The sequence below is a fragment of the Dysosmobacter sp. Marseille-Q4140 genome, assembly GCA_018228705.1.
Lineage (GTDB): Bacteria > Bacillota > Clostridia > Oscillospirales > Oscillospiraceae > Oscillibacter.
This window is the reverse complement of the sequence record CP073694.1, coordinates 1,303,977-1,323,741: the sequence shown is the minus strand read 5'-3', so window position 1 is coordinate 1,323,741 and position 19,765 is coordinate 1,303,977. Positions and strand designations below refer to the sequence as shown.

The 19,765-nt window shown below is 53.7% G+C and carries 18 protein-coding genes and 1 pseudogene; 11 read left to right on the top strand and 8 right to left on the bottom strand.

What is annotated here, in order from left to right; all coding sequences use genetic code 11:
* Positions 1–11: 11 nt before the first annotated feature.
* Positions 12–557 carry a flavodoxin family protein gene (locus KFE19_06700; GenBank protein QUO39185.1) on the bottom strand — a complete coding sequence of 182 codons (546 nt, stop codon included), beginning with the start codon at positions 555–557 and terminating at the stop codon, positions 12–14.
* A gap of 173 nt (positions 558–730) precedes the next feature.
* On the opposite strand from KFE19_06700, the gene KFE19_06695 reads away from it, so the two are divergent.
* The 4 genes from KFE19_06695 (at position 731) to KFE19_06680 (ending at position 3,866) form a co-directional block, all read left to right on the top strand.
* On the top strand, positions 731–1,048 hold the full coding sequence (locus KFE19_06695; protein ID QUO39542.1) for a helix-turn-helix transcriptional regulator: 318 nt from the start codon (positions 731–733) through the stop codon (positions 1,046–1,048).
* Positions 1,049–1,253: 205 nt separating this feature from the next.
* Complete coding sequence (locus tag KFE19_06690) at positions 1,254–1,472, top strand: cation transporter (protein QUO39184.1); 219 nt, start codon at positions 1,254–1,256, stop codon at positions 1,470–1,472.
* Positions 1,473–1,499: 27 nt separating this feature from the next.
* A complete protein-coding gene (cadA, locus tag KFE19_06685; protein ID QUO39183.1) occupies positions 1,500–3,500 on the top strand; it encodes a cadmium-translocating P-type ATPase in 2,001 nt (666 codons plus the stop codon).
* 198 nt (positions 3,501–3,698) lie between these two features.
* On the top strand, positions 3,699–3,866 hold the full coding sequence (locus KFE19_06680; protein QUO39677.1) for a hypothetical protein: 168 nt from the start codon (positions 3,699–3,701) through the stop codon (positions 3,864–3,866).
* Positions 3,867–4,157: 291 nt separating this feature from the next.
* On the opposite strand, the gene KFE19_06675 is transcribed toward KFE19_06680, so the two are convergent.
* Complete coding sequence (locus KFE19_06675; GenBank protein ID QUO39182.1) at positions 4,158–4,445, bottom strand: helix-turn-helix transcriptional regulator; 288 nt, start codon at positions 4,443–4,445, stop codon at positions 4,158–4,160.
* A gap of 200 nt (positions 4,446–4,645) precedes the next feature.
* On the opposite strand from KFE19_06675, the gene KFE19_06670 reads away from it, so the two are divergent.
* On the top strand, positions 4,646–6,037 hold the full coding sequence (locus KFE19_06670) for an IS1182 family transposase (GenBank protein ID QUO39181.1): 1,392 nt from the start codon (positions 4,646–4,648) through the stop codon (positions 6,035–6,037).
* 274 nt (positions 6,038–6,311) lie between these two features.
* Here KFE19_06670 and KFE19_06665 read toward each other — a convergent pair whose 3' ends face one another.
* The 5 genes and pseudogenes from KFE19_06665 to KFE19_06645 all read right to left on the bottom strand — a co-directional run bounded on the left by KFE19_06665 (position 6,312) and on the right by KFE19_06645 (position 13,194).
* A complete protein-coding gene (locus KFE19_06665; protein QUO39180.1) occupies positions 6,312–7,727 on the bottom strand; it encodes a transcriptional regulator in 1,416 nt (471 codons plus the stop codon).
* A gap of 122 nt (positions 7,728–7,849) precedes the next feature.
* Positions 7,850–8,134 carry a helix-turn-helix transcriptional regulator gene (locus KFE19_06660; protein ID QUO39179.1) on the bottom strand — a complete coding sequence of 95 codons (285 nt, stop codon included), beginning with the start codon at positions 8,132–8,134 and terminating at the stop codon, positions 7,850–7,852.
* 372 nt (positions 8,135–8,506) lie between these two features.
* Positions 8,507–8,746, bottom strand: coding sequence for a helix-turn-helix transcriptional regulator (locus KFE19_06655; GenBank protein QUO39178.1), 240 nt, complete (start codon positions 8,744–8,746; stop codon positions 8,507–8,509).
* Between the two features lie 299 nt (positions 8,747–9,045).
* A pseudogene (locus KFE19_06650) lies at positions 9,046–9,177 on the bottom strand (peroxiredoxin).
* A gap of 201 nt (positions 9,178–9,378) precedes the next feature.
* A complete protein-coding gene (locus KFE19_06645; GenBank protein ID QUO39541.1) occupies positions 9,379–13,194 on the bottom strand; it encodes a CoA-substrate-specific enzyme activase in 3,816 nt (1,271 codons plus the stop codon).
* Positions 13,195–13,360: 166 nt separating this feature from the next.
* On the opposite strand from KFE19_06645, the gene KFE19_06640 reads away from it, so the two are divergent.
* The 6 genes from KFE19_06640 to KFE19_06615 all read left to right on the top strand — a co-directional run bounded on the left by KFE19_06640 (position 13,361) and on the right by KFE19_06615 (position 17,379).
* A complete protein-coding gene (locus KFE19_06640; GenBank protein ID QUO39177.1) occupies positions 13,361–14,038 on the top strand; it encodes a Crp/Fnr family transcriptional regulator in 678 nt (225 codons plus the stop codon).
* A 129-nt stretch (positions 14,039–14,167) separates the two neighbouring features.
* Positions 14,168–15,187 (top strand): ABC transporter substrate-binding protein, encoded by a 1,020-nt coding sequence (locus KFE19_06635; protein QUO39176.1) that lies wholly within the window; start codon positions 14,168–14,170, stop codon positions 15,185–15,187.
* Entirely contained in the window at positions 15,177–15,926 is a 750-nt protein-coding gene (locus KFE19_06630) for an ABC transporter permease (protein QUO39175.1), read from the top strand. Before KFE19_06635 ends, KFE19_06630 begins: the two co-directional genes overlap by 11 nt.
* Entirely contained in the window at positions 15,920–16,606 is a 687-nt protein-coding gene (locus tag KFE19_06625) for an ABC transporter ATP-binding protein (GenBank protein ID QUO39174.1), read from the top strand. The genes KFE19_06630 and KFE19_06625 overlap by 7 nt, the downstream gene beginning before the upstream one ends.
* A 78-nt stretch (positions 16,607–16,684) precedes the next feature.
* Positions 16,685–17,014, top strand: coding sequence for a cupin domain-containing protein (locus KFE19_06620; GenBank protein QUO39173.1), 330 nt, complete (start codon positions 16,685–16,687; stop codon positions 17,012–17,014).
* Positions 17,015–17,034: 20 nt separating this feature from the next.
* The gene (locus KFE19_06615) at positions 17,035–17,379 is read left to right on the top strand and encodes a cupin domain-containing protein (protein QUO39172.1); all 345 of its coding nucleotides are present in this window, start codon (positions 17,035–17,037) and stop codon (positions 17,377–17,379) included.
* Between the two features lie 245 nt (positions 17,380–17,624).
* On the opposite strand, the gene KFE19_06610 is transcribed toward KFE19_06615, so the two are convergent.
* Complete coding sequence (locus KFE19_06610) at positions 17,625–19,718, bottom strand: heavy metal translocating P-type ATPase (protein ID QUO39171.1); 2,094 nt, start codon at positions 19,716–19,718, stop codon at positions 17,625–17,627.
* Positions 19,719–19,765: the final 47 nt, after the last annotated feature.

Here is a 19,765-nt window from a genome sequence, read left to right as displayed (position 1 = left end):
TTTTCTTCCTTTCAGATCTTATCCACCAGCTCTGCGGCCTGCCGGCAGCCGTCCGTCTTGTTGATGTCGCCTGCGTTCAAGACGCCGGGAATCAGCACTTCGCCCACCATCTTCCACTTGTTGAGGGCAGCTGTTCGCTCCATGGGGATGCGCACACCGTCCAGTACAGACAGATCCTCCTCCTCGCAGCAGGCGATGAGGGCGCACTCTTTCCCGGCAATGTCCTTGCCACCCACCACCAGGGAATAGATCCGGTCGATAACGCCTTTGATCTGGGCGGGAATGGAGTACCAATAGACGGGCATGGTAAAGACAATGGCATCAGCCTTCAGGATAGCCGGTGCGATGATATTGAAGTCATCGTCAAAGGAGCAGGCCTTCCCAGTTTTGAAACAGGTCTCGCAGGCATGGCAGCCGCCGATCTTCATCATGGCTGCGTCAAAGCGGGTGACGGTGTGTCCCTTTGCCTCCGCTGCCTGGATGAAACTATCCGTCATGGCAAAGCTGTTGCCATTTTTTCGGGGACTACCTGTAATGACTACGATGTTCTTACTCATAGAATTTCCTCCTTGTCCTTGAGAAATTGACTTTCTCACCTGCTGATAGTACAATCATAGCAAGAATGGGAAAAAGAACAAGTACGCACATCAAAGTGCGATACTTGCGTAGAGGTTTAATACTTACGAAAAGGAAAGTGTTTATGAGCGAGTTAAAGGAATATAAAACCTGCATTTTATCTGCCAATCTGGCCGATACCGGGTTCAGCTATACTTTATCTCTGATCAGCGGCAAATATAAAATGACTATTCTCTATACCCTCATGTGTTTTGGGGTGGTTCGCTTCAACGAGATGAAAAAGTATATTGGGGGGATCTCCTACAAGACGCTGAGTTCCACACTGAAGGAACTGGAGGCAGATCAGCTGGTCCACCGGGAGGAGTATCCGCAGATTCCCCCGAAGGTGGAGTATAGTCTCACTGAGCGTGGAAAGTCTCTGATTCCCATTCTGGACCAGATGTGCGACTGGGGAGAGCGAAACAGACTGTAACCATAGATTGAAGAAAAGGACTGGAGTTGTCATGGATGACTCCAGTCCTTTTATATGTTAAGAAAACACTCACTATTTGCCCAAACGGAAGGATATCGTCCTGAAACATTGACGGCGGGAGGTTCACCGGCTATGATGACACTACAATTAAATACTTGCTTAATCGTAATAGCGAAAGCAAGGAATTCAGAGAGGAGTTTTCAAGATGAAAAAGACTTACAAGATCGAAGTGGACTGCGCCAACTGTGCCAACCTGATGGAGGAGGCTGCCCGCAAGACTCCTGGCGTTCAGACTGCCACCGTAAACTTTATGACTCAGAAGATGATCGTGGAGTTTGAAGAGGGTCATGAGCCTGCCGGCGTCATGCAGGACGTGGTCAAGGCCTGCAAAAAGGTAGAGCCTGACTGCGAGATCTTTCTGTGAGGAGACCGGTAGAAAGGAGTATAGACGATGCAGGAACTGATCGTGAATATCCTGCTGGCTGCAGTAGCCCTTCTGGCGGCGGTGCTGCAGCTCATTGGCCAGAAGTCCAGCAGCGGTATGACAAAAAAACAAAAGGTCATGCTCTGGCGCATTCTGGCAGCAACGGTCTTGCTGTTGGGCCTCCAGTCTTTGGGGACATCTGTCTTTGATTCGCTGGGCAGTTCAGGCCGTTGGCTGCGGCTGGCTCTCTATTTAGTGGACTACCTGGTCATTGGCTATGATATCCTGCGGAAGGCCTATAAGGGCATCCGTAATGGTCAGGTATTTGATGAAAACTTTCTGATGGCAGTGGCCACACTGGGGGCCTTGGCCCTGGCGGTCTATGAAAACGGGGACTATCTGGAATCCATCGCGGTGATGCTGTTTTATCAGGTGGGTGAGTGGTTCCAAAGCTACGCTGTGGGAAAGAGCCGCCGGAACATCAGCGACCTCATGGACATCCGGCCCGATTACGCCAATGTAGAGCGGGACGGCAAACTGGAACAGGTGGATCCGGATGAGGTGGACATCGACTCCATCATCGTGGTGCAGCCTGGGGAGAAGGTACCCATCGACGGCACGGTGGTGGAAGGAGCCTCTACTTTGAATACCGCCGCCCTGACCGGAGAATCTCTGCCCCGGGAGGTGCAGACGGGAGATGCCATCATCAGTGGATGCATCAACATGACCGGGCTGTTAAAGATCCAGACGACCAAGGCGTTTGGGGAGTCCACCGTGTCTAAAATCCTAGATTTGGTGGAAAATGCCTCTTCCCGTAAGTCCAAGTCGGAGGACTTTATCTCCCGCTTCGCTCGGATCTATACCCCTGCTGTGTGCTATGCCGCCCTGGCGCTGGCCATTCTCCCGCCGTTGGTGCTCATGCTGGGATTGGGACAATCTCCCGCCTGGGAGACCTGGATCTACCGGGCGCTCACGTTTCTGGTAGCCAGCTGTCCCTGCGCCCTGGTCATCAGTATTCCCCTGAGCTTCTTTGCCGGCATCGGCGGAGCCAGCAAGGCCGGTGTATTGGTAAAGGGCTCCAACTATCTGGAATCTCTGTCACAAACTCGCATTGTGGTGTTTGATAAAACCGGCACTCTGACCCAAGGGGTCTTTGAGGTCAACGGAATTCACCACAATGAAATTGAAAACGCCAAACTGGTGGAATATGCTGCGCTGGCGGAGTCAGCCTCCAGCCATCCCATCAGCAAGAGCCTGCAGCGTGCCTATGGCAAGGAAATCGACCGCAGCAGGGTATCCCAAATCCAGGAAATCAGCGGCAACGGAGTCACCGCCGTGGTGAACGACCACACCGTGGCGGCCGGCAATGATAAGCTGATGGATCGTCTGGGTATTCCTTACATCAGTTGCCACAGCGTGGGAACCATCATCCACATGGCGATTGACGGACAATATGCCGGGCACATTGTCATCTCCGACTTGATAAAGCCCACCTCCAGGCAGGCTATCCAGGCATTGAAGTCCGCTGGTGTATACAAAACGGTGATGCTCACCGGGGATGCCAAGCAAGTGGCCGATCAGGTAGCGGAGGAGCTGGGGGTGGATCAGGTGTACAGCCAGTTGCTCCCAGCTGACAAAGTGGAAAAGGTAGAGGAGCTACTTGCCAGAAAGCGAGGCAAGGAAAAGCTGGCCTTTGTGGGGGACGGTATCAACGACGCCCCCGTGCTGGGCCGCGCCGATATCGGTATTGCCATGGGTGCCATGGGTTCTGACGCCGCTATCGAGGCTGCAGATGTGGTTCTGATGGATGACGATCCCATGCAGATTGCCAAGGCGATCAAAATTTCACGCAAGTGCTTGGGCATAGTGTATCAGAACATCGTGGTGGCCATCGGGATCAAGCTGCTCTGCCTGGTGTTGGTCGCTTTGGGATTTGCAAATATGTGGCTGGCGGTTTTTGCTGATGTAGGTGTCATGATTCTGGCGGTTCTCAATGCGATCCGGGCTCTTTTTGTAAAAAACCTATAAGTACAATACACGCAATTCCGGGCATGTAACTTCTGGTTATGGCAAGGGGCTGACGGTTTTGAAAACAAGAGAGTATTAAGCCTGATTATATCAATCGGAACCTTTGGAAGACTAAGACAACTAAATTATTGAAAAATATAATAGTGGATATTTCCTCGAACCTGTGCTATTGTGTCTTGCTATAAGGAGGCGAGGCACATGAATGACACGCTGAAACTACTGTATGACAGATTTTACACTCCGTTGCCTATGGAGGAAACCGAGCAGGAAATTGATGACTGTCACCGGCAGCTCATCGAGCGATTGGAAAAACCAGAAAGGAAGTTAGTTTTACGGATTATCGATGCCCAGAATCTAATAGGCTGACGGGGTCATGGCGGGGACAGCTTGCCAAGGCTGTCTTGGCCTGAGTGGGTATCGCTCTGCACCTTATTTGGCCGTCCTTTGATGCGGATATGCTCCGCACAGGTGGTCTTCGCGCACTCGGCCTAACGCTCTCTCCGTTAGCTAACGTATTCAAGTTGCCGGATATGACCGCCTGGGGCGGTGTTTTTCAAGGTCCACTGAGATGTTTTGATCTCACGAAGATTGTAACTCCGAGCGTATTCTTCCAACAGAAACAGAATGGAAAGTTTACCAACCCAAAATGGAAAGTTTTTAGAGGGATGCCTCCAATTCAGACAGCAGAGCGATGGCCATCCGCAGTCCGCGCTTCTGTTCCTCTGCAAAATCTCCTTTTCCCACCAGGAGATAATCCAGAGAAACCTCAAAGAATGCTGCAAATTCTACAGCCAGTTCGACTGGGCCGGTTTGTTTTCCATTTTCAATTTTTGCTATGTAGGGAGTGCTGACATTCATCTTCTCTGCCAGCTGCTCCTGTGTGAGCCCACGATTTTTCCGCAAACTCCTGATTCGTAAGCCGTAGTCATCTGTATTAAAATGCACAGCAATTTCCTCCGTTTTCTGAAATTTGGGTGTGAGCCAAAGTTCAGAGCGGAGGTCCGCGGCAGCGGCAGACGTACTTACGGGTAAAAAAAGAAGGGGTGCTTATGCAAGTAAATGCAAAAGCACCCCTGTCGGAGAAAATCCTGTCTCAAAGTAACGATCTGTTGACAAAGTAGCCCACCGGCGAAAACCATGGTAAAATGGAATCGGAGGTGGGGTGGATGCAACTGAAGCTGCACATGGTGACCATCGAGGACCTGGTGCCCCAGGAACACTTCCTTCGAAAATTGGAGGCGGCACTGGACCTTTCCTTCCTATATCGTGAGACGGAAAAGCTGTACAGCCGCCGGTACGGCCGGCCACCCATCGACCCGGTGATGCTGGTAAAGTACCTGCTGGTGGGATACCTGTACGGCATCCCGTCGGAGCGGCAGATCGAGCAGCGCATCCAGACCGATGTGGCCCTGCGGTGGTATCTGGGACTGGATCTGCTGGATCGGGTTCCGGATCACAGCACCATCTCGCAGCTTCGCAGACGGAAACCATCCTTCCGGAAGGTGTTCCGGCGGCTGTTTGAGGAAGTGGTGGAGCAGTGCGTGAGCAAAGGTCTGGCAAGCGGGCGGCTGGTGGCGACGGACTCCACCCACGTGAAGGCAAACGCGTCCCCGGCCTCGGAGCACCTGGTGGAGGCGGTGCAGAAGCCGGGGGCGTATTGGGAGCGGCTGGACGCGTATGAGGAAGAAGCGCTGGAGGAACTGGACCGGAGGACCCAGGCGGGAAAGACGGGCAGGAAACGGAGGCAGAAGGGACGGAGCAGGCAGGTCAAAAGCCCTCTTCGGTACGACCGGAAATGGGCCAGCCGCACGGATCCGGAGTCGGGGCACTTGAACCGTCCCGGAAAGCCAAAGGGGCCCCATTATCTGTCTCATCAGACGGTGGACTGCGATCACGGCATCATCCTGGATGTGGCGGTGACCTCCGGGGAAGTGAACGACGCGGTGCCATATCTGAGGCAGATCGAGCATATCCATCGGGAGATCCTCCCCGTCCGGGCGGCCGTGGCGGATGCGGCCTACGATCTTCCGCTGTTCCACCGGGTGCTGCGGGACCACGGCATCCGCTTTTATGTCCGGCCCATGCCCCGCTCCGCGGCGGCCCTGGGCGGAGCTCCCGGGTCTCCCTTTCTCTACGATGAGGAGAACGATCTCTATACCTGTCCCGGCGGAAAGGCGCTGCGGCTGCGGAACCTCAACCGCAGCGTGGGCGGACTGCACTGGGTGTATTTCGCGGACAGGAGCGACTGCGCCGCCTGTCCCTTGAAAGAGCAATGCGTGGGAAAGGGACGGGCCAAACGCCTGGAACGCAGCTACTTCTGGAGAGAGATCCGGGAGGATCTGAGGGAGTTGGACAGCCCGACGTACCAGAGGGCCTTGCGCAAGCGGCAGATCTGGAGCGAGGGGACTTTTGCAGCACAGAAGTGGGGGCACAGGTTGGGGCGGCTCCTGCGGCGAGGACGAGAGGCAGCGGAAGACCACTGCCTCTTGTCAGCGACCGCATTGAACCTGAAGCGGATGATCAAATGGACCGTGTGACGCCGTGAGGCGTCTTTTTTGCTATCACTGCCTGCTTCCGTTGCTCTGGGGGATCTACTTTGTCAACAGGTCGAAAGTAACAACCCCCGTAATTCGGATGTCGAGCTCTTGCTCGATCAATCTAAACTACGGGGGTCATTCAGCCCGTTGAGAGGGCGTCATTTAGGGCGTTATATAGGGGAAAAATCAATACCATTGCATTAGATAGTGCGTTAGTCAAATCCATTATTTCCAAGAATTGCGTCATGAATAGTGTTATGCATCTGAAAATGCACTATCTGATCAGCTTTTCCAGAGGAACTCCATCTTCTTTTCTTAGATAGTCTTCCAAGATACTAAATTCTTCTGAAGTGAGTATGTCCTTAGCGTGGCAAAGCTGATGCTTGGCTAAATCAAGAGAGCCCAACTGGTAAGTAGACACAATGAGCCAATAATGTGCTCTCAAATTTGCTGGCATAAATTCTATGGCGTGTAGCGCGTACCGCTGAACGCAACTATAGTCCCGTATCTCAGAAAGACTGCTCAGCAGTTCATTTATCAGAGAAACATATCGAAGGCGGTATAGACTGACCTGGCTGATGATCCAATGTTCATCCTCCGCGCCACGAAATATGGGACCACGATATAACATTACAGCTTTCTTCATGAGATTAATTTTTTGCACCACAGAGGTTGCCTGCCTGGCCCCGTCAATTAGACGGTCGAACTGCTGTACATCGGTGATGATATTCAGGTTTGGATTAAGGCGGTAGCCACTGGGCGTTGACTCAATGAGGGGGAAATCACAGATCAAGGAAAATGTCTGCCTGAATCGATAAATATACCCGCGAATATTCCTGCTGGCCACCTCTGGTTCGACATACTCCTCCGGCCACAGTGCATGATAGATCTCCAGTGGGGGGTGGGTGGTTTTGGGGTTGAGAATAATGTAGGTGACAACTCGGCTGCTCTTAGGCGAATTGAAAAAACGCTCACTCAGAACGCCCTTTCTGGTGCATATCTCCATATCACCGAAGAAGTTAATGGCTACATCTTTATTGCTCTGTACCAAATCAGGCATCGGTGCCAACTTCGCACTTTCAATCATTTTCTGCTGAGCCATAGCACGTTGCAGCACATAGGCAAGTGCGCTGAGCATACTGGACCTCTCAAGATAACGAGATGGATTTCGGATGACCAGGAAGCCCGTTGGCTTCGGCATGAAAGGAACCGCAATCAGCGACTGCGCCAACAGACGTTTATAGACTGCGTATTCCTTTGGATTCTGATCCTTGATGATATCTACATCAGGAATTACAATATTTTTACCATGCTGCATAGCTTCAATCCATCGGGGCATGAAGTCAAGGGATTCGAATTCCAGAATCAGCTGTGTCGTGCGATCCGGAATATAGGAATTGTACCACCATACGGGCGCCCATATATCAAAATCCAAGTCCACTTCCAGTATGCCAGCCCAGTCGCCGCCGTAGAAGGTACACGCTGTCCTCAATGCCTGCATAGCGATTCCTTCCGGATTACTGCTGGTGAGCAAACAGGTTTCCAAAGAACTAAGTGCCTGTTCCAATTCCGTACAATAGCAGACATACGAATCATCACTTTTGTGCAGTCGGCTATCTTTTACAGACGATGGCGAATGCGTAATGGACTGGTCGGATTTTCCTAATAGCGTGTCTAAGAATTTCCCCATGTGCTTTCTCCTTTGCGATAAATAAAAACAGCGCAAAGCTGCTGTACAGGTGCGTAGCAGTCTTGCGCTGTTCATTCTTTCCGCCGATTGCTCGGCAGCTTATGTAAAGTTAAAACAGATACTCAGCCCTTCCTGCTATGTATTATCTTGTCAGGAAAAATGGAAGCATTCAAAAGATCGGCAGGCGCAATCTCTAAGGCATCTGCAATATTAAAGAAAACTTCCAGGGAAAATGGACGGGCAATACCTGGTGCTTCAATAGAACTGATATGTGAGCGGCTGACATTTGCCTTTTCGGCGAGCTGTTCCTGTGAGAAGCCTCGCATCTTTCGTAGGGCAGCAATGACAATACCCAACTGGACATACCTGTCTCTATTCTTAAAATCAATTTCTTTGCTCATGTGCATCACCTGCCGCCCCTATGCATATAATTATACTTTGACCCAGCACAAAACTCTGCATTTGAAAAAGAGCAAATGACTAATATTTTGAGCAATTACCGGATTTAAGAAGAAATTAAAAGAATTCAAATGCAGATGATTGCATTCCAGAGCAAGATGAAATGATCTCGTTTCATTGAATCGGCTACTGTCAATTGCCCTTGGCCGGTATTACATAGGCTTATCTTAACGTTATGGGAGCAGACTCCTCTAAAAAAGACAAAGGCACCAATGCAGTTTTCTACATTGGTGCGCCTGATTCCCAATTCTATGCCGCACTGGCTGGTGCTGTTCCAATCTTAAGACATGATAGAAAACCTCCGGCGAATGTCGGAGGTTTTAGGGATCTAAATTGTCTTCCTGAAAAAGAGGTGAAACAAAAAAAGTGTCTAAACCGATCTCCATGCCCTGACATATTTCGTGAATAATTCGTAGCTTAACCGAATCATAGGAGCAGTTGATAATATTGCTTATTGTAGACTTAGGGACACCGCTTTTCATATACAGTTGATACTGTGTCATGTTGCGCTCTGCCAGTAACTGCAAAAGGCGTTCGCTGACTGCTTGATTCAGCTTCAATTCCTCTCACCGTCCCTGTCCCTGTACTAAAGGTATTATATGGGCAGGTATGAGAAAAATAGTCCCTGTAACTGTACCAACAGTGCTGTTCTGTAGTGATTAATTTCTCTGCCAAGATACAAAAATACAGCCCGTAGTCTCGTTTTGGTAATACTTTGTGTAAGATTGGCAGCCATTATTAAGTTTTTTATTATGTTGCCTTTGTGCACCGTTGCAAACTGCAGATAACATGAAAAACCGGTCGAGATATTGCTCATGAGATCTCGACCGGTTTTCTGTTATTGTGGAATTAACTTATATTACTTCGACTCTTTGCGGAAGCACATGAACCAGTCCAGGCAATACTGATTCTCGCTCTGGTTGTCCATCCGCTCCTTGGCTACGCCGCAACTAATGCCGCTTCCCCGGACCACCATGGCATCTACCGGCTGGATTGGGGCATGGGGAGCAGCACCCATCCTGAGCTGTGCTCCACCAGACACAATCCATATTCAGGGACATACATCGGGTCAAATCAACAACAGGTTTTTTCCTTCACCACTCCTCCGGTGCTTTTTCTACAGCCTCGGTCGATAAAAACAAAAGAGGCTTCTATAAACTGCCTGCACGGACAAAGGGTATGATTCTGGGGTTTATTTCAGGTAATAGAGGAAGGAGTTTAGGCGGGACCAGGCGCTCTCGTCCCAATCACTGTCCATGGCAAGATGTAAGTGGGGGATTCCACCCATTTCACCAGTCATATCCAACAGTGTTGCTGTGTTTTCATACCGGGGAGCCAGCGTCAGCACACCAGCCGATGTTCGGCCAAGTTCCCGTGCCTTGGCCAAACGGTACCGACCGTTGGCTCCGGCAAATCTCGGCAGCAGCTGATCCGCTGCAGTACGCATCCCCTCTGGATCTTTGGAGAAGCTGCTTCTCGCCCCCAATAGGCGCCCCAGTTCTGTCATTTGATCCGTCCAGGAAGCGGCTATGACACTTCCGGAATCTCGCCAGAGAAACCAGAGGTACTCGCTCAGGGGGGCACGATACAGAGGCCGGCCCTGCCTTTCCAGCGTTCCCAGCACCCCGTCGTTTAGAGCAAACAGCGTAAGGGGTTCTCCCACCGCGGCAAGAGGCTGGCTTTTGACAGGGATGCTTCCGATTTGCGCCGCCAACGTGCTCAGGCTGTCCCAATTTGGAATGTCGTCTGGACTTAGTGCGCTGCGCTGCTCAGGCGGGGCGCACAGTATGAGATCTCCTGCCAACACAGCTCGGAACAACAGGTCTGGATCTGGGATGTTCTCCGGCAAAGTTTCCAGTTCCGGGGAAACCAGTGTTACCCGCTCCAGTCCCCGGTTGGCAAGCACTGCCTCCACCGCCCACGGGTACTGGCCGTCGGCCTCCGCGCCTTGGGTGGAGGGAATCAGCATCTGAAAGGAATCGGATTCCTTCTCCGCTGCGTTCAGAATACCACCCAGTAATGCGGGGAAGGGAAGGTACTCTTTGGAACTGGTCTCCCCCCGGCCCAAAACCAGGGAAGTGCCGCCCAGAGGCATGGGATGGGTTTCCACATTCCATACCATTTCAGCATATTTCCTAAGATATGTGGTAAACGGCGGCAGATCCAAAACATATAAAGGGCCGTGGTTTGATTCTGGGATATCAACGACTTTGGTAGAGCAGTGTTCCACAGCTGTGAGCTTAAAGTGATCCGGCAGTGGCTGAGAGGAACGGCTTTCCAGACTCTGGAGAAATGCCTCGATGCGAGTAATAACGCCTACTGGTGAGAAGTGCTCATCCACTTCGATGTGCAGATAGGGTTTTTCGCCCATCTCCTTCCGGAACAGATAGGAGAGCATCGTATCCGGTCCGCAGCCGTGATTGGTGAGATAGACGGCGTACAGATTAGGGTGATGGGCCACGAGTTTCGCCCCGGAGAGGATGTGTTGTCCGAAGGGCCAGTACAGATTGGGGTAGTCCGCTGACAGATCCAGGTCGTGAGCAGGTAAATGGGAGAGAGTAATTACCTTGTGCCCCCGTTCCAGCAGCAGACGAGGGATTCCCATATTCAGCACCGGATCGGAAAGACCGTAGTTCCGGGTGATCAGTACAAGTACTTTGTCCTCAGGATTCAGAGAGGAAAGCAGTTCACGACCCTGCCGCTCTACTGCTGCTGTATGCCGGCGTACCGCTTGGGCTCCGGCCATCAGGGCAGGCAGACACCGCAGTTTGGGGATGCCAAGCTGTTTTCCAAGGCCCAGCATAGCTGATGCCATCGCTTTCTGCCCAAAGTCCAGATCGAACACAGGGTTGAGCAACTCAATGCCCCGCTCCGCCAGACGAAGGGCACGGGCGGCCAACTGAGGTGCGGTCTGCATATAGACACAGCCGTAGTTGTGCTCAACCTTGGAGGTCTCATGCCTCATGGTATGGATGGAGGGGAGAAAGATATAGTCAACACCGCGCTCTGCCAACCAGGCCATATGACCATGGATCAGCTTTACCGGGTAACAGGTCTCCGCCTGGGCTGTCTGTTGGGAGAGGCGTATGATCTCCTCGTTGGTAGACGGCGAGAGCAGTACATTGAATCCCAACTGCCGGAAGAAGGCATTTGCCATAGGAAAGAACTTGTGGATCATCAGGGCAAAAGGTACACCCACCGTTTTCCTTCCGGGGACAGGTGTTGGATCATAACCTTCCAACAGCAACCGTGGGCCACGCTGGTAAAAGGCGATGTTGCGTTGAATCTCCGCGGACAGGGCGACCTCCGCTTCCGGCTGCCTGTCGAACCCATGGAAGCGGGTAGGGCCTTTCTTGGATTCCAGTGCCAGCAGGGCGGCGCCGTATGCTCCACTGATGGAGAAGCAGGGAGAGACTGTGAGCCGATCTCCAAATTCCTGGCGGAAAGCGGCCACGATGCCGGGGTTATAGGCCACACCGCCCTGGAGCACAATATGGTGTCCTACTGGCTTGCTCCCAACTACTTTGTGGAGATAATTTCGGACAATGGACTGGCACAAACCGGCTGCGACCTCTGCCTGGGTGGCTCCCTGTGCCTGGGCAGATTGGATAGCGGTCTCGATAAACACGGTGCATCGCTCTCCCAATTCCACAGGGGCCTTTGCAGTAAGAGCCAGGCGGCCGAAGTCCTTCAAAGGGATGTTCATGCGTGCGGCCTGCTCCTCAACAAAGGAGCCGGTTCCGGCAGCACAGATTTTGTTCATTTGAAAGTCTGTAACCTGCCCATTCTGAAGGGAGATGTATTTAGAATCTTGACCGCCGATCTCAAAGACGGTATCTGCTTTGGGCATACATTGGATGGCAGCTCTTGCTTGGGCTGTAATCTCATCTCGCACGGCATCCGCACCGATGAGCCGGCCGATCCGCTCTCGTCCGGAGCCAGTGACGCCAACTGCCAGAAGGGGAATCCGCCCAAAACGGGAGCGGATATTCTCCAGGCCCTTTCGCACCGCTGCCTCCGGGTCTCCGGCGGTGCGAAGATACTGGAAGTCCACCAGTTCTCCGAATTGATCCGTGAGAACCAGGTCTGTGCTGGTAGAACCTACATCAATGCCCAAAGCGCAGCCCTGTGGTGGGATATGGCCGGAAACAGGCGGATCAGATACAAAAACCTTGGGATCAGGCCCCAGTGGCTGACGACGGTGCAGCCGGTCTTCCGTGTTTGAATCCTGCCCACACAGAGAGGCCAGTAGTTCTCCCATGGAACAGGTGCCTGCCTCCTGAGCAGCCAGCGCAGCCCCGGCGGCGCCGGCGTAGAGGAAATTCTTCGGTAAAATCAATTCTTCTTCCGTGAGACCAAAAACATCCCGAATAGCCCGAAGAACCCCCGCATTGTAGCCAACTCCGCCGCATAAAGCCACAGGCTTCTCCACAGAAAGTCCCCGCACAATGACTGCTTTATAGTTGCGGACCATTGCGTAGCAGAGCCCCAGCAGAATGTCAGGAGTAGGCACTCCCTCCTGCTGTCGGTGAATGATATCCGTTTTGGCAAAGACAGCACATCGGCCAGAGAGGCGTGGAATGGAGCGAGCCTTTGCTACCAGTTCGGAATAGTCTTCGATCCGCAGGCCCAGCCGGGACATTTGGTCTTCAAAAAAGGAACCAGTGCCCCCGGCACAGTGTTCATTCACTGCAAATCTGGGCGGAGTGCCACAATCCAGAGCGGTGAGGAAACGGGCGCTCTGACTTCCAATTTCAATGACAGATTTCGCTTCCGGTGCCAGCAGATGGATGCCGCGATGGATGGCGGGAATATCGCCCAGAGTTAAAAGTCCGGGACAGACATCTAAAAGTCGATTTCCTATGCTTCCGGTAAGCATCACTGGATAGCCGCAAGCATTGCTATCCGCCTGCAGTAGTTCGCCGAGAAGTGCCCGAACTGTTTGAACTGCGGCACCATGATGCGCGGAGGATTTGAACCACAAAAGCTCCCTCTCCTGTGAGAGCATAGCCAGTTTGACAGTAGCAGTTCCGCAATCTAAACCGATCCCATTCATAGACAGCCTCCATACATTGACATTTCATTGTCTAAGCAGTATAATAATGGTTAGTTATCGCTAACTATAAAGAAGCTTTTTGTTTTTGTCGGTTGCCACAGCAACACGGAGGGATCTCATGGGTTCGATTTTTGCGGCGATGCGCCGTTGCCAGCTGTTCGACGGTATTCCGGAAGAAAAGTATCAGAATGTTCTTAACTGCCTGCATGGAGAAGCGCGGGCAATTCCAAAGGACACAATTCTGCTGCGGATCGGTGATTGCCAAAAGCGCCCCGGCGTTGTTATGTCTGGCACCTTAAGGATCTCACTTTACAGCGAGGACGGAAATCTACTAACCATTGATCGCCTGAGTAGGGGGCGCGTGTTTGGGGAGACATTGGTCTGCTCCATGTCCCAAGACAGCCCCATTCAAATTGATGCCCTTAACGATACAGAGGTGCTCTATCTGGACTTTGACCCTTTGTTGCTGCAGCAAGAGAACGGGTGTCCATACCGGATGCGGGTAACCGCCAATTTGTTGCAGGAAATGGGAAGAGGAGCTTTATTCCTCAACCAGAAAATGCGTATTTTGGCACAGAACCGGCTTCGCAATCGGATTAAGGTCTATCTTCAAGGTTTGCCAGTTGCCTCCAATGGTGAGATACGCTTGGAGATGGGACGTGGAGAGATGGCGGACTATCTGTGTGTAGATCGCAGCGCCCTTTCCCGAGAACTGGGCCGAATGCAGAAAGAGGGTATTCTTACTTATCAGGGACAGGTTATTCAAATTTTGGACAGTAAGTTTTTAACCGCATAGACAGAAAAATCAGGGCTATCCGTTGCCATAGCAACGGACGGTCCTGTTGTTTTATGTAATAATCCTGCTTGTGGTTAGCTATGTCTAACCACAAGCAGGATTATATTGATTCAGATTGGAGGATCTCAAATGAAACGCACCCTTGCTTCCATCCTGGCTTCTGCTATGATGCTCTTTGCCCTGGCCGGTTGTGCCGGGGGCAATGCGCCTGCGGACAGCACCAACCAAAACGACACAGCAGAGGAATCCAGCCAGGCCGCCGAACCGATTACCATCTCTGTAGGCGTGCCCACTGCCCCGCCTGCTCTGCCGGTTCTTCACATGATGGAGGAGCAGCTGCTGGGGGAGAATGTGACAATTGACCTGAATGTGTGGAATGCCCCGGAAGAACTTCTGGCTATGGTCCAGGGCGGAGAACATGACCTGTACGCATTTCCCCTGACCGTGATATCCACCCTCTATAATAAGGGACTTGATGTACGTCTGATGAATGTGAACACCTGGGGCGTTACGTACTTTATGACCACCGATCCGAATTTCACAACCTGGAGTGACCTGGAGGGCAAGACGGTATATATCCCGCTTCAGTCCTCTCCTCCGGATGCGCTCACCCAGTATTTTATGAGTGAAGCCGGCCTGACGGTGGGTGAAAATGTCCAGGTGGTCTACGCCAGTACTGCAGAAGTAGCCGCCCTTTTGGCCTCCGGGGAGGCGGAATACGCCACCTTGATCGAGCCCCAGGTTACTTCCGCCATGGTACAGAATGAGAATGTGCGCCGGGCACTCAGCTTTGAAACCGAGTGGCAGCGATCCACCGGCACCGATACCATGATCCCCAACGCGGGCTTCGGCACCACGCAGACCTTCCTGGACGCGAACCCGGAGCTGGCCGCCCAGTTCCAGGCGGCTTATGAGGAGAGCGTGCAGTGGGTGCTGGATCACCCGACCGAGGCTGCTGCTCTGGCTGAGGAGTATCTGGATATGAACGCTGCTGTGGTAGAAGCTGCCATTCCCAATATGGGCTTGACTTTTAAGAGTGCCCAGGATGCCAAAGAGGAGCTGGATACCTTCTATAACCTTCTTTACAACTTTGAGCCCTCTATGATCGGCGGAGAGTTGCCCGATGAGGGACTGTTCTATGCAGGGTAAGACGGGACTATGGTTCCGCCGTGCCTTGGGAGTGTGCCTACTGCTGGGAGCCTGGCAGCTGGCCGCTCTCTTTTTCCCGCCGCTGGTGGTGCCCCCCATTGCCCAGGTCCTTTCCACATTGGTTAGGTTGATGACGCAGTCGGACTTCGGAGCCACCATAGGAACAACAATCCTGAGGCTGATTGCCGGATTGGCCATCGGTGTGGGAGTTGGCGCTGTTCTGGGACTGTTGTTTGGCCTGTGTCCCAAGATAGAGGACGTGGGAACCCCACTGATCCATGTACTCCAAGCCATTCCGCCCGTATGTTGGGTGGTTCTGGCACTGGTGTGGTTCGGATTTAACGGAAAGCCCTGCGTCTTCATTGTAGCCACAGCCACAGTTCCAACTGTGGTGATCAACCTTAGTCACGGCGTCCGCAGCGTAGATCCACGGCTGTTGGAGATGGCACGCCTTTACCAATTTTCCCGCTGGAAGACGCTGCGCCATGTAACCCTTCCGTCTATCCGCCCCTATTTCCGCTCAGCGCTGGAAATCGTGATCGGAGGCGGATGGAAGCTGGCAGTTATGGGAGAGGTTCTTACCACAAACAGCGGAATCGGAGGAGCCATCACCACAGCCCGGCTCAACATTGAGCCCGATGCCATCATTGCCTGGTCGTTGCTGTTGGTATTGGGATGCTATCTTACACAGAGATTGCTGAGGATGGCTTTTTGCGGGAAAGAAGGTGTGACATGCTGAAACTGAGTGGGATTACCAAGTCCTATGACGGATTACCTGTCCTGTCTGATTTGTCTTTGACCCTTTCTCCGGGGGAGATCGTGGCCCTGATCGGTCCCTCCGGCTGCGGAAAGACCACGCTTCTTAACCTGATTTCAGGCCTGGCAACACCTGACACGGGTACCATCGAGGGAACCAATACTCGGCTGAGCTATATGTTTCAAAGTCCACGCCTGCTGCCGTGGCGAACAGTGGAAGAAAACATTCGTCTGGTTCGTGAGGATGCTGAGCCGGAGGCAGTGCGTACCCTCATTTCAGATGTAGGGCTGAAAGGCTTTGAGGGATACTACCCCACGCAGCTCTCCGGGGGCATGGCCCGTCGCTGTGCGCTGGCACGGGCCTTCCATTTTGGCGGAAAGTTCTTCCTGATGGATGAGCCCTTTCAGGGGCTGGACTACGGCATTCGCATGGAGATGGTGAATATGCTTCTGGAGATCTGGCAGATCAAAAAGCCGGGTGTTCTGTTTGTCACCCACGAAATTGATGAGGCGTTGACCGTGGCCACCCGAATTGCTGTCCTGACACCCAGGCCAACCACCATTCAAACATGGATCACCCTGCCTGGCCGGGAAGGCCGGGATGCCTCGGCACCGGAGCTGACTGAGATCCGGCGGGAAATTATTGGTCGCATCACAGCCTGATCGTTGTTGCTGTGGCAATGGAATGATCCCGTTTCCTGGGGTATCATAAGGATAAAACGACCCATGGAGGTATGAGTAATGGACTTTTTACGCAACCTGCCCACACAGCAGCCCCAGCAGCTCACCCAGCTGATTCAGATTCAACCTGGCCGCGTGGTCAGTATGGCTATGAGCCGGCAGGAACACTGCCAAATGACTCTTTTGGCCTTCGGCGACGGGGAGAGTATCAGTGAGGAATGCTATTTTGGCGATACCCTCTACTACATTCTGGAGGGGGCGCTTTATGTCTCTGTGGGGGAGGACAGCCGCTGTCTTCAAACGGGCGATTGCCTGGCAGTTCCCGCCCATACCCCCCACGCAGTAGTTGCTCCGGATGGCTGCAAGCTGCTGCAGATCACGCTTTCATAATGATTTAGGAGGAATAACTCATGGAAACTCTGATTAAGAATGTGCCTCATGCGCAGCCCTTTGCCTTGAAGGGGCAAGTGGAATATGAAGGGGGTAAGGTTGTCAGCCTGACCCTGGCCCAACAGCCCGGTGCGGGGATCACCCTGTTTGCCTTTGATGCGGGTGAGACCATCAGCACCCACGCTGCTCCCGGAGACGCTATGGCGACTATTTTGGAAGGAACGGCACAAATTACCATTGACGGCGTTCCCCACACCCTAAACGCAGGAGAAGCCATTATCATGCCTGCCGGCATCCCTCACGCAGTACAGGCGGTGACAGCGTTTAAGATGTACCTGGTGGTCGTGAAGACCCCGTCCTGCTGACAGAAAAAGAACGGACTCCATAGAAGCATTTTGACATCTGTGAAGCCCGTTTTTTATTCCAGTTCTGTCAGCAATTCGGCACACCCAGCATATCCAGCTCTGTGGGATCATGCGTGACAAGCAGCACGGTTTTTTCCATGCACAGGCGTTGGGTATATAGAGGCATGTATCAGGAAAATAATTACCCATTTAGAAAGAAGTAAAATAAGGAGAGGCGATCTCTGTAGATTGCCTCTCCTTATTCGTCATGGTGTATTCTTTTTGCTAAGTGGTAATGCACTCATACTCCGTAAGCTGACGCCCAGGGTGGAAAGATTGTGCAGCGTGGCGGAGGTGGCAGGCGGCAGGACACCGGCCACGCCGAGAGCGATCAGGGCGCCGTTGAAGCCGATAACAAAGCGATAGTTGGAGTGGATGCGCGCCATCAGCGCCATGGCGATCCGACGCAGCTCTACAAGCTCCCAGAGGCTGTCGGCGGCAATGGTGATGTCTGCAATCTCCCGGGCGATGGCGGCGCCGTCGCTGATGGCAATGCCTGCATCCGCCTCGGACAAGGCCGGTGAGTCGTTGATGCCGTCGCCCACCATCAGGACGGTATGCCCCTCCCGGCGTAGCCGTGCCACATACTCCGCCTTGTCCGCCGGCAGGACTCCGGCGCGGAAGTCATCCACTCCCACCTGTGCGGCGATGGCTGCGGCGGTGCGGTAGCTGTCGCCGGTGAGCATGACGGTACTGGTGACTCCCAGAGCACGGAGGGTGGACAGGACTTCCTTCGCCTCCTCCCGCAGCGGGTCGGAGATGCAGATCACAGCGGCCAGCTGTCCCCCCACCGCCAGATACAGGTGGGAATACTCCGGCGGCAGCGCATCAAAGCGTTCCTGCTCGCCCTCTGGAATGACGCAGCCCTCATCCTCAAAGATAAAGTGGGCGCTGCCGATGAGGACTCGCTCCTCATCGACGGTGCTTGCGATGCCGTGAGCCACCAGATACTCCACCTTGGAGTGGTACTCCTCGTGGCGCAGGCCCCGGCGCTTGGCCTCCTCCACCACGGCGTTGGCCATGGAATGGGGGAAGTGCTCCTCCAGACAGGCAGCCAGCCGCAGCATTTCGGATTCCTCTTTGCCACCGAAGGACACCACCTGAGCCACCCGGGGGCAGGCGTGGGTCAGGGTGCCGGTCTTGTCGAAAACGATGGTGTCGGCGGTAGCCACCGCCTCCAGGAACTTGCCGCCCTTGACGGTGATATGGGCCCGTCCCGCCTCCCGCATGGCAGAGAGGACGGCCAGAGGCATGGCCAGTTTCAGGGCGCAGGAGAAGTCCACCATCAGCACCGACAAAGCCCGTGCCACATTGCGGGTAAGAGCAAAACTCAGCAGGCTCCCTACAAAGGTATAGGGCACCAGCTTGTCCGCCAGATTGGCAGCCTTGCTCTCAGCCTCCGACTTCATCTGCTCCGACTGCTCGATCATGTGAACGATTTGGTCATAGCGGCTCTGACCGGAGGCCTGCTTCACCTCCAGCACACACTCGCCCTCCTCCACCACGGTGCCGGCATAGACTGCGCCTCCGGGTCGCTTGGGCACCGGGATGGACTCACCGGTGAGGGACGCCTGATTGACGGTGACCTCCCCCTCCAGCACCAGGCCGTCCACGGGGACGATGCCGCCGGCGCGGACGACTACCGCATCCCCCGGCTGGATCTGGGACACGGGGACCAGCACTTCGCCCTGGGCTGTGCGCAGCCAGACCCGGTCCACATTCAGCGACATGCACCGGGCCAGATCCGCCACAGATTTCTTTCTTGTCCACTCCTCCAGCAGTTCGCCCACCTCCAGCAGGAACATGACCATTCCGGCGGTTCCAAAGTCCCTTCTGCAGGCGGAAATGGAAATAGACAGGGCATCCAGCAGTTCCACCTTGATGCGGCGGCGCAGCAGGCAGCGCAGTCCCCGCCGTACAAAGGGGATCATGTGCCAGAGTATGCGGGCAATCCGCAATGGAGGTGGGAGAAACAGGGTACAGGCAGCTTTGCACACTACCTTAGTTACCAGTTTCTCCTCGAATTCCCGGTTCAGCGCCCGGCTGCTGTGGGCGGGCAGCGCAGTGGTCTGCTCTGCCTCCTGCCATGAAAACTGCCGGATGGCCTCCAGCACGGTTTGTCGATCCCCATCGTAGTACAGGATCACAGCACAGGTGCGTTCATGGACGGTGACCTGGCGTGTCCAGGATTTTCCTTGGAGCCAGGCTTCCAGCAGATCCGCCTGTGCCAGCGTCATTCGTTTCTGGCGCAGCCGGAACCGGATGCGCCCCCGGCTCTCGTGCAATATGGTTGCGTTCATAGATTCCTCCTTCAAGAAATAAGGGAGCCGCTGGCGGCTCCCTCGGG

Coding starts and splice junctions, on each gene's coding strand:
- KFE19_06700 (QUO39185.1), bottom strand. CDS start 557: ATGAGTAAGAACATCGTAGTCATTACAGGTAGTCCCCGAAAAAATGGC.
- KFE19_06690 (QUO39184.1), top strand. CDS start 1,254: ATGAAAAAGACTTACAAGATCGAAGTGGACTGCGCCAACTGTGCCAAC.
- KFE19_06635 (QUO39176.1), top strand. CDS start 14,168: ATGAAACGCACCCTTGCTTCCATCCTGGCTTCTGCTATGATGCTCTTT.
- KFE19_06645 (QUO39541.1), bottom strand. CDS start 13,194: ATGCTCTCACAGGAGAGGGAGCTTTTGTGGTTCAAATCCTCCGCGCAT.
- cadA (QUO39183.1), top strand. CDS start 1,500: ATGCAGGAACTGATCGTGAATATCCTGCTGGCTGCAGTAGCCCTTCTG.
- KFE19_06615 (QUO39172.1), top strand. CDS start 17,035: ATGGAAACTCTGATTAAGAATGTGCCTCATGCGCAGCCCTTTGCCTTG.
- KFE19_06665 (QUO39180.1), bottom strand. CDS start 7,727: ATGGGGAAATTCTTAGACACGCTATTAGGAAAATCCGACCAGTCCATT.
- KFE19_06630 (QUO39175.1), top strand. CDS start 15,177: ATGCAGGGTAAGACGGGACTATGGTTCCGCCGTGCCTTGGGAGTGTGC.
- KFE19_06640 (QUO39177.1), top strand. CDS start 13,361: ATGGGTTCGATTTTTGCGGCGATGCGCCGTTGCCAGCTGTTCGACGGT.
- KFE19_06625 (QUO39174.1), top strand. CDS start 15,920: ATGCTGAAACTGAGTGGGATTACCAAGTCCTATGACGGATTACCTGTC.
- KFE19_06610 (QUO39171.1), bottom strand. CDS start 19,718: ATGAACGCAACCATATTGCACGAGAGCCGGGGGCGCATCCGGTTCCGG.
- KFE19_06680 (QUO39677.1), top strand. CDS start 3,699: ATGAATGACACGCTGAAACTACTGTATGACAGATTTTACACTCCGTTG.
- KFE19_06670 (QUO39181.1), top strand. CDS start 4,646: ATGGAATCGGAGGTGGGGTGGATGCAACTGAAGCTGCACATGGTGACC.
- KFE19_06660 (QUO39179.1), bottom strand. CDS start 8,134: ATGCACATGAGCAAAGAAATTGATTTTAAGAATAGAGACAGGTATGTC.
- KFE19_06620 (QUO39173.1), top strand. CDS start 16,685: ATGGACTTTTTACGCAACCTGCCCACACAGCAGCCCCAGCAGCTCACC.